At 55.0% G+C, this 12820-nt stretch carries 11 protein-coding genes; 1 reads left to right on the top strand and 10 read right to left on the bottom strand.

The genetic code is table 11. The features are described 5' to 3' along the window. Positions 1-6: 6 nt before the first annotated feature. The 9 genes from era to rpoE all read right to left on the bottom strand — a co-directional run bounded on the left by era (position 7) and on the right by rpoE (position 9193). Entirely contained in the window at positions 7-906 is a 900-nt protein-coding gene (gene era, locus HALTITAN_RS04990; protein ID WP_009286442.1) for a GTPase Era, read from the bottom strand. Beyond that, positions 903-1595 (bottom strand): ribonuclease III, encoded by a 693-nt coding sequence (rnc, locus tag HALTITAN_RS04985; protein ID WP_009286441.1) that lies wholly within the window; start codon positions 1593-1595, stop codon positions 903-905. Before rnc ends, era begins: the two co-directional genes overlap by 4 nt. A gap of 67 nt (positions 1596-1662) precedes the next feature. Then, positions 1663-2466 (bottom strand): signal peptidase I, encoded by an 804-nt coding sequence (gene lepB, locus HALTITAN_RS04980; RefSeq protein ID WP_009286440.1) that lies wholly within the window; start codon positions 2464-2466, stop codon positions 1663-1665. 15 nt (positions 2467-2481) lie between these two features. Next, complete coding sequence (lepA, locus tag HALTITAN_RS04975; protein ID WP_009286439.1) at positions 2482-4299, bottom strand: translation elongation factor 4; 1818 nt, start codon at positions 4297-4299, stop codon at positions 2482-2484. Between the two features lie 195 nt (positions 4300-4494). Further along, complete coding sequence (locus HALTITAN_RS04970; RefSeq protein WP_039858212.1) at positions 4495-5907, bottom strand: DegQ family serine endoprotease; 1413 nt, start codon at positions 5905-5907, stop codon at positions 4495-4497. A gap of 81 nt (positions 5908-5988) precedes the next feature. Continuing rightward, positions 5989-6456: a SoxR reducing system RseC family protein gene (locus HALTITAN_RS04965; RefSeq protein ID WP_009286438.1), complete on the bottom strand. Its 468-nt coding sequence runs from the start codon at positions 6454-6456 to the stop codon at positions 5989-5991. A gap of 5 nt (positions 6457-6461) precedes the next feature. Next, positions 6462-7502 (bottom strand): MucB/RseB C-terminal domain-containing protein, encoded by a 1041-nt coding sequence (locus HALTITAN_RS04960; protein WP_051051872.1) that lies wholly within the window; start codon positions 7500-7502, stop codon positions 6462-6464. A 54-nt stretch (positions 7503-7556) separates the two neighbouring features. After that, a complete protein-coding gene (locus tag HALTITAN_RS04955; protein WP_039858209.1) occupies positions 7557-8285 on the bottom strand; it encodes a sigma-E factor negative regulatory protein in 729 nt (242 codons plus the stop codon). 308 nt (positions 8286-8593) lie between these two features. Next, a complete protein-coding gene (rpoE, locus tag HALTITAN_RS04950) occupies positions 8594-9193 on the bottom strand; it encodes an RNA polymerase sigma factor RpoE (RefSeq protein ID WP_009286436.1) in 600 nt (199 codons plus the stop codon). Positions 9194-9572: 379 nt separating this feature from the next. Between rpoE and HALTITAN_RS04945 the strand changes: the two genes are divergently transcribed. Continuing rightward, positions 9573-10649, top strand: coding sequence for a 3-deoxy-7-phosphoheptulonate synthase (locus tag HALTITAN_RS04945; RefSeq protein ID WP_039858206.1), 1077 nt, complete (start codon positions 9573-9575; stop codon positions 10647-10649). 38 nt (positions 10650-10687) lie between these two features. Here HALTITAN_RS04945 and dinG read toward each other — a convergent pair whose 3' ends face one another. Next, entirely contained in the window at positions 10688-12817 is a 2130-nt protein-coding gene (dinG, locus tag HALTITAN_RS04940; RefSeq protein WP_039858203.1) for an ATP-dependent DNA helicase DinG, read from the bottom strand. Between the last annotated feature and the right edge of the window lie 3 nt (positions 12818-12820).

Here is a 12820-nt window from a genome sequence, read left to right as displayed (position 1 = left end):
CTACCTTCAATCGAGGTCGTAACCCAAGCTTTTCAAGGCGCGCTCGTCATCCGACCAGCCGCGTTTTACTTTCACCCATAAATTGAGCATCACTTTGGTACCCAGGGCGCGCTCCATATCCAGGCGCGCTTCACGACCAATGCTCTTGAGACGATCGCCGTTTTCACCAATTAAAATGACTTTTTGGCCTTGGCGCTCAACGAGAATAAGCGCGCTGATATGCGTTACACGCTCTGTCTCGCGGAACTCTTCAATTTCAACGGTCATCTGGTAAGGCAGCTCATCGCCCAGCTGGCGCATCACTTTTTCACGCACCAGCTCAGCGGCCATAAAGCGCAGGCTTTTATCGGTAATCTGGTCTTCAGGGAAGAAGTGGACACTTTCAGGCAGGTGTTTGGCCACTTCCTCTTCCAGAGTATCGACCTGAGTGCCGTGCTTGGCTGAAATCGGCACGATAGCGGCGAAGTCGCGGCGAGCACCGACATCCGCCAGCCAAGGCAGCAAATCGCCCTTTTCGCCCAGACGATCGACTTTATTAACCGCCAAAATCACCGGCGCTTTTACGTGCTCCAGGCGCTTCAACACCGCCTGGTCTTCTTCCGTCCAGCGGGTGCGGTCGATAATAAATACTACGCAGTCCACATCACGCAGGGCCTGGGTAGCCGCCTGGTTCATAAAGCGGTTGATCGCTTTATTACGATCCTTGGACATGATGTGCATGCCCGGCGTATCAACATAGATGAACTGCGTCTCATCAACCGTTTTAATACCCATGACCTGGTGGCGCGTGGTTTGTGGTCGCCGTGAGGTAATCGATATTTTCTGCCCCAGAATACGGTTCATGAGGGTCGATTTGCCCACGTTGGGTCGGCCGACGATAGCAACGAATCCGCAGGTTTGGCTCATGATTTATCTCCAGGGCTTTTTTCGAGGTACGACAGCGCTTCTTCTGCCGCCTGCTGTTCAGCATGACGGCGGCTTGGGCCTTTACCAGTGGTATGCTCAGCCAACAGGTCAATGTAGCACTCCACGGTAAAGGTCTGGGCATGCGCCTCGCCCTTTACGCAGACAACTTCATAGCGCGGCAACGCGGCTTGACGCGACTGCAAAAACTCCTGCAACCGTGTTTTGGGATCTTTTTGGGTATCTTGTAAAGAGATATTACCCAGCCTTTCCGCGTACCAGTCCAACACCCGGTTGCGCACCACATCCATCCCAGCATCCAGATAGATAGCGCCAATAATGGCTTCGACCGCATCCGCCAAGATCGATTCACGACGATGCCCGCCACTTTTCATCTCGCCGGAACCTAGCCGCAAGCATTCACCGAACTCCATTTCACGGGCCAGTTCCGCCAGGGTTTGTCCTTTCACCAGTCGCGCGCGCAGGCGCGAAAGCTGTCCTTCACGGGCCTGAGGAAAGCGCTGAAACAGCGCCTCGGCGATGACAAAGTTGACGATGGAGTCACCTAGAAACTCCAGGCGCTCATTGTTACGACCACCGAAGCTGCGGTGGGTCAAGGCCAATTCCAGTAGCGTATCGTCGCCAAAGGTATGACCGATTCGTCGGCAAAAAGCGTTCAAGGAATTACTCACAGCTCTCCTACGTCATTGACGTTAACTAAAGTGACATAACTGACTAAATTCAGCACACGCAGCGTCTTCATTCAATGCGCCGCACGCTGGTAAAACTTGGCAACCCGCCATCCCAGTGCATCCACACCGCAAAGGCGCGGCCCACAATGTTCTCTTCCGGCACGAAGCCCCAATAGCGGCTGTCGTTGGAGTGGTCACGGTTGTCCCCCATCATGAAATAGTGCCCTTCAGGAACCTCCACTTCACGCATTTGCGGGCCAGGGTCTCGCGGGTTGTTATAAATAAAGTGCTCGGTGTCGCCAAGGCGCTCTTCTAACAATAGCTGCTGGGGCGAACCATCGGGCCCATCCTCGATCAGCTCTTTGGCCACCGGTTCGCCGTTAACGTAAAGCTGCTTTCCCTCATAGCGGATATGATCCCCTGGCATACCGACCACTCGCTTGATGAAGTTCACCGAAGGCTCGTCGGGGAAACGAAACACCATCACATCGCCACGCTCAGGATCATCGACTTCGAGAAAGCGGGTGTTGACTACCGGTAAGCGTAAGCCGTAGGCAAATTTGTTGACCAGAATAAAGTCGCCCACTTCAAGCGTAGGCCGCATTGAGCCAGAGGGGATCTGAAAAGGCTCAATGATAAAACTACGCACCACCAACACCACCAGCAGCACCGGGAAAAATGAACGGGCGTAGTCAACCGGCCACGGCTCTTTAAGTAGCTTTTCGCTGGTAACTGGATCCAGCCCTTCCTGGGTATTGGCCTCTGCGGCGGCGAAGCGTTGGCGGCGCTTGGGCTTTAATAGCCACACGTCCAACAGGTAAATAACGCCCGAAAGCGCAACGGCAAGTACCAGCAGTAATGAAAAATCCATGAGTGGTGTTCTTTCCTAGTCGTTAACCTTGAGCACAGCAAGGAAGGCATCCTGGGGAATTTCCACACGCCCCACCTGTTTCATGCGTTTCTTACCCGCTTTCTGTTTCTCAAGCAGTTTCTTCTTACGGCTGACATCGCCGCCGTAACACTTGGCCGTCACGTTTTTACGCAGCGCTTTCACGGTGGAACGTGCCACCACTTGACCACCAATAGCCGCCTGAATCGCCACATCAAACATCTGCCGTGGAATCAGCTCTTTCATTTTTTCCACTAACAAACGACCACGATGGTGGGCGTGATCACGGTGGATAATCACCGCTAGCGCGTCAACTTTGTCGCCATTAATAAGTACGTCAAGACGCACCAACTTGGCCATTTCAAAACGCTCGAAGTTGTACTCTAGCGAAGCGTACCCCTTGGAGATCGATTTCAGGCGGTCAAAGAAGTCCATGACCACCTCAGACATGGGCAATTCATAGGCCAACTGGATTTGGTTACCCAGAAACTGCATATCCAGTTGCGTGCCTCGGCGCTGCTCACACTCGGTGATCACGTTACCCACATACTCCTGGGGAACCAGAATGCTGGCGCGCACCACTGGCTCACGCATTTCATCCACGTCAGCCATATCGGGAAGCTTTGAGGGGTTGGAGACGTAGGTGATGTCGCCATTTTTCATCGCTAGTTCATAGACAACCGTGGGAGCGGTAGTGAGCAGATCGATATTATACTCACGCTCCAGACGCTCCTGGACGATTTCCATGTGCAGCGTGCCCAGAAACCCCACCCGGAAGCCAAAGCCAAGGGCATCAGAATTTTCCGGTTCATAGGCAAGCGAGGCATCGTTAAGCGCCAGCTTCTCTAGCGCATCACGAAAGTCTTCATAATCATCCGCACTGACCGGGAACATACCGGCATACACCTGCGGTTTTACTTTTTGGAAGCCAGGCAGACGCGCGACATCTGGCGTCTTGGTGTGGGTAATGGTATCGCCCACCGGTGCGCCGTGGATTTCTTTGATACCCGCGACAATAAAGCCGACTTCCCCGGCACGCAGAATCCCGGTCTGCTTACGCTGCGGGGTGAAAATCCCCACCTCAGTGGTGCCCCAATCGCGGCCCGTCGATTTAATACGGATCTTATCGCCTTTGCGCAGCGTGCCATCAAACAGACGAACCAGCGAAACTACCCCAAGGTAGTTATCAAACCAGGAGTCGATAATGAGCGCTTGCAGCGGCGCTTCCGGGTCGCCCTTGGGCGGCGGAATATCGCGCACCAAGCGCTCTAGCAAGGCATCAATGCCCAAGCCACTTTTGGCCGAGACCTGGCAGGCGTCGGTGGCATCCAGGCCGATAATCTCTTCAATCTCCTGGGAAACCTTGTCGCAATCCGCCTGAGGCAAATCGATTTTGTTGAGTACCGGCAGAACTTCTAGTCCCTGTTCGATAGCGGTATAACAGTTGGCCACCGACTGGGCTTCAACACCTTGTGCAGCATCAACAACCAGCAATGCCCCTTCGCAGGCGTAGAGCGAACGCGACACTTCATAGGAGAAGTCGACATGCCCTGGCGTATCGATAAAGTTCAGTTGGTAAACCTGGCCATCGGCGGCGGTGTAATCCAGCGTGACCGACTGCGCCTTAATCGTGATGCCTCTCTCGCGCTCGATATCCATGGAGTCGAGCACTTGCTCTTTTAGCTCACGCTCGGTTAATCCTTCGCAGGTCTGAATCAAACGATCAGAGAGCGTCGATTTACCGTGGTCGATGTGGGCGATAATAGAGAAATTGCGTATGTGCTTAAGCTTTCCGTTGGGAACGTCTTGGGACATCGAGTCTGTTCTGCCTTAGTGGTACGCAAGCGGCCGCATAAGCAGGCCGCTTCGAGAGTTCAAAGCTCGAAAACAGCTGCCGTTTAAAAATAAGGGCCATTTCCGACAAAAAGATATCCGCTATTGTAGCGATATGCGCAGGCTAGGAACAGCGGTCCGGCGAGAACCGCCGGACCAGGAGTGAAAATAGGCGGGTTATTCCAGACGCAGCGCTACAAACAGGGAACGTCCGTCGCGGAACAAACGAACTGGAATAGCGCGATCAGTCGGCAACGCCTCGACAATCTCTACCAGCTCAGCTGAGGAGGAAACGCTGCGGTGGTCGATGCTCACTAACACATCACCTGGGCGGATACCGGCCTCAGCAGCCACGCTGCCAGACTCAACCTGGCGAACGATCACACCGCCGGGAACATTCAGTTGCTCGCGCATGGTGTCATCAATTTCAGCGACCATTATGCCAAGACGCGCTTGGTTATTGCTGCCTGCCTGTGCCGACTGCTGCTCAGTGTCTGGCCAACTACCTAACTCGACAGACTCGGTCAGTTCTTCACCGTCACGCATCAAGGTGAGTTCCACCTCGGTGCCTGGCGCGCCTTTACCGATCAGTCGCGGCAGCGAGCTTGAGCGCTCAACCTCTTCACCATTGACCTCAAGAATGACATCGCCCGCCTGGAGTCCACCCTGGGCCGCTGGGCCTTCTGGATCAAGATCGGCAATCAAGGCGCCAATCGCATTCTCCATACCGAACGACTCGGCCAGATCATCAGACACAGGCTGAATCATGACGCCCAACCAACCACGGTCTACCCGACCGCCTTCACGCAGTTGCTCGGCCACATCCATGGCAACGTTAATGGGAATGGCAAACGAGACGCCCATAAAGCCGCCGCTACGGGTAAATATTTGCGAGTTGATTCCCACAACTTCGCCGTCTAAGTTGAACAGCGGGCCACCGGAGTTGCCGGGATTGATTGCCACATCGGTTTGAATAAAGGGCACATATGCATCCCGCGGCAAGGTGCGATTAATCGCACTGACGATACCCGCAGTGACCGAGTGGTCGAAACCGAAAGGAGAGCCAATCGCGGCAACCCACTCACCTACTTTTAGCTCGTCAGAGTCACCTAGATTGAGCGTAGGCAGATCATTGGCATCAATTTTGAGTACTGCCACGTCGGTTTGTGGGTCGCTACCAACCACTTCTGCTCTCAATTCGCGGCGATCATTGAGCCGCACAAGGATCTCATCGGCATCTTGCACCACGTGCGCGTTGGTCATTACATAACCATCTTCACTGATGACGAACCCCGAGCCTAGAGACTGTCGCTCTTCTGTACGTCCCTGACCATTACTGGGGGGCGCTGGAAAGCTATCCCCAAAGAAATGGCGGAAAATCTCGGGGATTTCCTGACCACCGAACCCGCCAAAACCGGGCGCGCTGCTGCGCTGAACCGTTCGACTGGTTGAGATGTTCACCACCCCAGGGGCAGCGTCTTCAACTAATGCGGTGAAATCAGGCAAATTTTGAGCGCTGGCGGCTTGGCCAAACGTCAGCAATGCCACCACACAAACCCAAAGCGTGGAAGGGAGAATCAAGCGCTTCATGCAAGAGCTCCTACTTAATGTGATAGTAAGCGAAGGTATATCAACAACTCACGGCAAGACACCGGAGAACTCATTAACAAACTAATTGACCAAGCGTGGGCGAAAGCGTTCCCCACGCCCGCGCATTAGACATTTAATACTTAGCGCACCGGCCATCAAAGCAATAAAAAAGCTCAGGGGCACCAGCCAAATCGTAGTACTAACGAGCGCGATCAGCCCGGATAGCAACAGCGCAAGCAGTAGCGGCAGCCCATAAACACAAAAAGCCAGCAACGTGACAGAGGCACGCGGCAGGCTGATAGTGACTTGGCTTCCTAATGGATAGTTGCGCTCGGCGTTATCTGTTTTGGAGGGAACCGCTACGGCAATGCGTTGGCTGCGCTGGCGCGCCAGCAATCCGACCCCGCACCCTCTCCCTTGAGCACACTGCTCGCAGTTCTGCTGGGCGGCAATTTCAATGATTACTCCCTGGGAGGTGTAGTCGACAACCGTGCCAGTACGAAGCAGAGAGGTGCCAAGCAAAGAGCCACAGGGCGCGGAGGTCGTCATTTTATCTACTCAGCCTCATCGGCACTTTCTTGAGATTGACCTTCTAGCAGGTCGAAAGTGATTGAGCGAACAATACGCTGCAGCGTTGCTACGGGCAGCTCACCAATGGCCACCAACTGCCAGCGCCCTTCAGCGGTGATAGTGTGCTCAATGGCGACGGCCGAGACACCCAACTGCTGCACGCCTTCCTGCAAGGCAACGGTTGCTTCAGATGCAAGAGGCTCTACAAAGATACTTACGGTGGCCAAACCATCACTGTAAACACGCTGATGCACATCGTCGCCGGCAAAAGTAACCGGTTGCGCAACAAAGCCGTCGGGTAACCAAGTGGTATGCCAAGGCGTGTTGAGGATAACGGTGGGCGAGCCCACTCGTACGCGGCCGGTATATTTTTGGGGCGATTGGAGCTGGGTAATTTGGAAGGTTTCAATGATCCTGCCTTGCTGATCACTGAGTACATGCTTAAGGAGTAGGCCGGTATCTCGATCTAACCACCACTGATGGGAAAAACGCCATTGATCCCGAGGCTCGAAAATAAGTTTAACGGCATCGCGACCGGCTACCCGAGCATCATCCTCAAGCTCAATAGCGTAATATTTCTCAAGATGAGCCGCCCACCCTGCAGGAGTAGGCATCTCCCCATTACTATGCTCTTCAGTCCAAGCCAGTCGACCCACCGGCGAGCGCCGCTCAATACTCACGGAAGGACCGTCTAGGTACTGAACCACCTGCTGCCGAATGCCATTCTGGATGCGATGCGACAGCGCCAGCGTGCGAACATCAACAGCATCAATCGCCACCGCCCTGGCTTGGAAGGCATAACAGTGGCTAGCCCACAAACCACGCTCAAGCCACTGCGTGGCATTACTGGGCTGCCCTTCGGATTCCGCCGCGCACTCGTAGCCAGCATGACGAACCGGTTGGCTAACGTCGGACGAGCTATTGGCGTTTTCTGCATGCACTTGAAAAGAGAGCGTACCAACTACTGCTGCCAATACCCAGGCACGCTTTAATCGCCAGGGCACGATCATGTTGCGCACTCCCATCCCGCGCACTCCCTACTCACTTAACAGGCTTCGTCAAAAAGAACGTCATTCAGCTTAGCGCTGACCTAATGGTTCAGTCACTGCAGATGAACGCATTAATGGCATCCAACTATCACCACTGCCGTAAGCAGCGCTCTGAGTATGCTGCTCTAAATAAGATTGCAGCAAGCCAATCTGATCTACATCAATATTGGTACCCTGGGAAGCAGTCACTCCCTGAGGCGTCTGCGCTGAAAACCCAGTTTCACTAATATTCATCAGACCGCCCTGACCCGACTGACCGCTAAGCCGAAACGGCGTAGGCTCAAACATGGGCATATCAGCACGTGAGGCTACTGCCGGCTGAGAGGCCAAATTGACGGGCTGTACCTGAGTAGCGCCATTAGCGCCAGATGCGGTCGTTGCCATGTCACCACTGCCCTGGCCAACGGGTGAGTCGTTGCCAAAGAACTGAACGCCGGTGATCACCATCAGTGACACTGCAGCAGCAACGCCAGCGCCGCGGGCGAACGAAATACCACCCGTACGGTGAGCTACAGGCTCGGCACCTTGTGTCATTGGAGCAGGCTCTTCGCGCAGTCTGGCCATAATGCCAGCGGAGAGATCAACGCTTACATCAACGCCCTGCTCACGCTGCATCATGCTGCGGGCAAGGTGATATCGGCGCCATGTATCTGCGGCATCGTCATCATTAGGCAGTGCCTTCAACACTCGGCGAAGCTCAAGCTCATCACTCTCGCCATCCATTAACACCGAAAGTGATTCCCGTGTGTTTTGACTCATACTTCACACCCTCACACTGTTTAAAAGAAGTACTGGGGTGATGGCTTGCGTTATACGCACCACCACTCCGACGACTTCCAAGGCCAAGACTCAGTTCAGGCTAATTAAATGAGCAAAACTCATTAGCCTGCGACGCTAAGCTCATGACACTTTGCACATTGATATATCAGCGATTGACACACCAGCGTGCTCATCAAGATAGTCAGGCTTTATGACGCTTTACATGCCAGACAGTTCACAAAAAATAAAACCTTTATTTTTAAGGCTGACATCCTATAACGCTCATATCGCCTCCCCCACTACGACCACTACCCTTCGCGACTGTTCCGCGCGGTCGATACTAATGGGCGGATATGTTCATCAACCGCCTCGCGGGCGCGGAAAATTCGTGAACGCACGGTTCCCACAGGGCACTGCATGACCTGAGCAATATCTTCATAAGCAAGACCATCCAGTTCACGCAGGGTAATCGCCGTGCGCAGATCATCCGGCAAATTTTCGATTGCCTGATAAACCGCGGCTTCGAGCTGGTCTCTGGCAATCGCCGCTTCCGGCGACTCGGAATCTGCCAGTCGACCGCTTTGATCAATGATTTCAGCGTCGACAATATCCATATCACTTCCCGGCGGGCGCCTTCCCCGCGAGACCAGATAGTTTTTCGCCGTGTTAATCGCGATGCGATACATCCAGGTGTAAAACGCACTTTCTGAGCGAAATTTACCCAAGGCGCGATACGCCTTAATAAATGCCTCCTGGGCTACATCCTGAACTTCAGAGTGATCATGAACATAACGACCAATCAGGCCGATAATTTTGTGCTGGTACTTCTTCACCAGCAGATCGAAAGCGCGCGTATCACCTTTTTGGGCACGTTCAACAAGCTGTTGGTCTGTTTCCCGAGTGCCCATTCACACGCTCCTCCAGCTCGTACGGCATGCGCCGAGCCCAATTCCTATTAGCCCTGACAAATGGGCGTTCACAGCAAGCAGCATAGCGTCCCTTGGGCATTGATTAATAATAGAGTGAATAAAAGAGCGAATACGTCGCCCGAGTAAATTGCTGCATTATTATAACGGTACTAAATTTTAACGACAGGGCTCCCAGTGTTGCGCGTTCCGCGCAACGCTTCAAGCGCTTACCGCCTTTCGCAAAAACCGTGCGGCTGACACTTTTAATGCCGCTATAGTTCCGCAGCAATTGATTTTTACCTGCCCGGCGAGCGATAGTATGTGCCACTTTTATCGCCCCCTTACTTCTTCAGTCATTACGCAAAGCACAGGTAGCAAGATGCCAGAACAGCAGGTTAATAACCTTAACGTCCTCGCTCAAGACGTTCTCACCACGCCAGAAGCGCTCAAGAATGCCGTGCCGTTAACGGAGGCGGCAGAGCGCACCGTGATCGAAGGTCGCCAAACCATTCAGAACATCCTGGATGGCAATGACCCGCGACTGTTGGTAGTGGTCGGTCCATGCTCAATCCACGATGTGGAAGCCGCCCTCGACTATGCCCGCCGCCTTCGTGAGCTGGCTGACCAGGTCAGCGATAGCCTGTATATCGTGATGCGTGTCTATTTTGAAAAACCGCGCACAACGGTCGGCTGGAAAGGCCTGATCAACGACCCGCACCTCAACGACTCCTTTGAGATCGATGAGGGTCTGCATATCGCCCGTAAATTGCTGGTCGATCTGGCCGAAATGGGCTTACCGCTAGCCACAGAAGCACTGGATCCCATTTCTCCCCAATACCTGCAGGACTGCATCAGCTGGTCAGCGATTGGCGCCCGTACCACCGAGTCCCAGACCCACCGGGAAATGGCTTCCGGCCTTTCCTGCCCGGTCGGCTTTAAAAACGGTACCGACGGCAGCCTGGACGTGGCGATTAACGCGCTTCAGTCCGTGGCCAGCCCGCACAATTTCCTGGGCATTAACCAAGCGGGCCAGGTAGCCATTATTCGCACCCGCGGCAACGCCTACGGCCACGTCGTTCTACGCGGTGGCAACGGCAAGCCCAACTACGACAGTGTAAGCGTTGCCCTGGCGGAGAAAGAGCTCGAAAAAGCCAAGCTCTCACCCAACATAATGATCGACTGCTCCCACGCCAACTCCAACAAAGACGCTGCGCTACAGCCATTGGTGCTGGAGAACGTCACCAACCAGATTTTGGAAGGCAACACTTCCATTATCGGCCTGATGGTTGAATCCAACATTGGCTGGGGTAATCAAAAACTTACCCAGGACCTTAGCCAACTGCAGTATGGTGTCTCCATTACCGATGCCTGCATCGACTGGGATACCACGGTGGAGACCTTCAGCCGCATGAACGATAAACTTGCCGCCGCACTGGCCAAGCGCATCGTCAAGTAAGTCAACAACCCCGCTACGGCGGGGTTTTTCATGACGTTCTAGCGACTAATCTCACGCCGAAATGGCGGCAGTGCATCCAGCAGTGCTTGTCCGTAGCGGCGGGTAATCACCCGCTTATCCAGCAAGGTGATCGTCCCACGATCGCTCTCTTTGCGAATCAAGCGCCCACAGGCTTGCACCAGCTTAATAGACGCATCGGGCACGCTAATGCGCATAAACGCATTACCGCCCTGGCTTTCTATCCACTCCGCTAACGTAGCACCCACTGGGTCGTCGGGTACCGCAAAGGGTAACCGCGTAATCACCACGTGCGTCAAATAGTCGCCGGGAAGATCGATACCCTCAGCAAAGCTCGCCAAGCCAAAGATGATACTGCCCTCGCCCCTATCCACCGCTGCCCGATGGCGCTCGATAAGCTCTCGCTTAGGCAGCGCATCCTGAGCGAGCACGCGCTCCTTCACACTCGCGGGCAACGCTTTATCCACCGCACGCAGCTGGGCGCGGGAAGAGAACAGCACCAGCGCCGCCTCTTGGTCGGCCAACTGCGAGACAAACGTCACAATCGCCCGTTCATGGGCCTCCCTATCGCCAGGGTCAGTGGCCTCTTTAGGCACGCGCAGCACGGCATTGGCGTAATCAAAGGGGCTCGGTAGCGCCTGATAGCGGTAGCGATTCGCCAAGCCTGCACGCTCTTGCAGGCGTTCAAAGCGCCCCAGCGCGGTCAACGTTGCCGAGGTGACCACCGCCCCATGGCAACGCCCCCATAAATGCTTGGCCAGGGTATGTGCGGCTGAAACGGGGCTAGCCGAAAACTCAACTTCCGGCTCCCCCGCTACACGGCTTAGGGTAATCCAGCGAGCGCTGGGCGCCTCATTAGCAACATCCTGCTCACTGAATGCCTGCCACAAGGCATGCGCCTCTAACGCCCGCCCATGAAGCAACGCAACGAGCGGCAGCCAGGTTTCTGCCTGCTCACGATCGAGGCCGGTCTGCTTATCGGGATCAAGGCTTTCGCGCAGAATATCGCTGATACTCTCGAGGCAGCGCGACAGTGAAGCAAACATCACCAATAGCTGCTGCGCCTGTTCCCGTAGGGCATCGGGCACTTGGCCCTTCTCAAAACGCGATTGATGGGTGGCCTCTTCGTCAACCAAACCGTTTGGCCGCTCCGCCAACTGATGCCCCATACTAAACACGTCGCCCAGTGCGGGCTCCAGGTTATGAATCAGCTCTGGCAAGCTCACCAAAAGCCGCGACACCGTTGGCTGAATAGCCAACGCCTGGTGAAGGTCGGTCAAACTGCTTCTCAGCGTTTTTAGCCAACGCAAGCAGCCGTGCACCGCAAAGCGGTGGGCAAAGTGGGAAAGCGCCTTCTCGGGCAGGTGGTGGCCTTCGTCGAAGACAAAGATGCAGTCCGCCGGGTCGGGCAGAATAGCGCCGCCGCCCAAGGCCAAGTCAGCCAGCACGAGGTCGTGGTTGGCGACAATAACGTCAGCGTTCTCAAGCTCTCGACGGGAACGAAAAAACGCGCAGGCACCGAAGTGCCCACAGCGCCTACCCGTGCACTGGCGATGGTCAACCGTCAGCCGCCGCCAGTGGGCATCCTCAATCGCCTCAGGCCAATTATCACGATCCCCTTCCCATTCGCCCTGACCGTAAGCTTGCGCCATATCACTGGCAATCACGGTGAAGTCGCTACTTTGTGTTTGCAGCGACTGCTCAAACAGCGATAGCGTCGGGTTGGGTTCAGTACCTTCGAGCGCCTGATCCAGACGTGCCACGCACACATAGCGGCCACGCCCTTTGGCTAATGCGTAGCGAAACGCAATGCCGCTATGACTGGCCAACGAGGGTAGATCCTGATTCAGCACCTGCTCCTGAAGAGCAACCGTGGCCGTGGAAATAATCAGCCGCTTGCCCCGCGCTTTCGCGATCGGTAAGGCGGCGATCAGATAGGCCAGTGTTTTGCCGGTACCAGTACCCGCTTCAAGCACACAGACATGGGTATCGCTGGTGCGCTTACCCTCGTCGTCGCTCTCTATATTACCCAGCGTCCGGGCGATTTCGGCGATCATCATGCGCTGACCGTAGCGTGGGGTCAGCTCAAGGGTGTCCACCACGCGACGGTAAGCGTCTTGAATCTCGCTTTTGAGGGCTGTATCGAGCATGCG

It is taken from the genome of Vreelandella titanicae BH1, from assembly GCF_000336575.1.
Lineage (GTDB): Bacteria > Pseudomonadota > Gammaproteobacteria > Pseudomonadales > Halomonadaceae > Vreelandella > Vreelandella titanicae.
Note: the sequence above shows the minus strand (reverse complement) of the source record. Positions and strands in the feature narration are given on the sequence as shown.

Bases quoted from the DNA above. Each gene is read 5' to 3' on its own strand.
- dinG (WP_039858203.1), bottom strand. From the start codon at position 12,817: ATGCTCGATACAGCCCTCAAAAGCGAGATTCAAGACGCTTACCGTCGC.
- lepA (WP_009286439.1), bottom strand. From the start codon at position 4,299: ATGTCCCAAGACGTTCCCAACGGAAAGCTTAAGCACATACGCAATTTC.
- HALTITAN_RS04970 (WP_039858212.1), bottom strand. From the start codon at position 5,907: ATGAAGCGCTTGATTCTCCCTTCCACGCTTTGGGTTTGTGTGGTGGCA.
- HALTITAN_RS04945 (WP_039858206.1), top strand. From the start codon at position 9,573: ATGCCAGAACAGCAGGTTAATAACCTTAACGTCCTCGCTCAAGACGTT.
- rpoE (WP_009286436.1), bottom strand. From the start codon at position 9,193: ATGGGCACTCGGGAAACAGACCAACAGCTTGTTGAACGTGCCCAAAAA.
- lepB (WP_009286440.1), bottom strand. From the start codon at position 2,466: ATGGATTTTTCATTACTGCTGGTACTTGCCGTTGCGCTTTCGGGCGTT.
- HALTITAN_RS04965 (WP_009286438.1), bottom strand. From the start codon at position 6,456: ATGACGACCTCCGCGCCCTGTGGCTCTTTGCTTGGCACCTCTCTGCTT.
- HALTITAN_RS04960 (WP_051051872.1), bottom strand. From the start codon at position 7,502: ATGGGAGTGCGCAACATGATCGTGCCCTGGCGATTAAAGCGTGCCTGG.
- era (WP_009286442.1), bottom strand. From the start codon at position 906: ATGAGCCAAACCTGCGGATTCGTTGCTATCGTCGGCCGACCCAACGTG.
- HALTITAN_RS04955 (WP_039858209.1), bottom strand. From the start codon at position 8,285: ATGAGTCAAAACACACGGGAATCACTTTCGGTGTTAATGGATGGCGAG.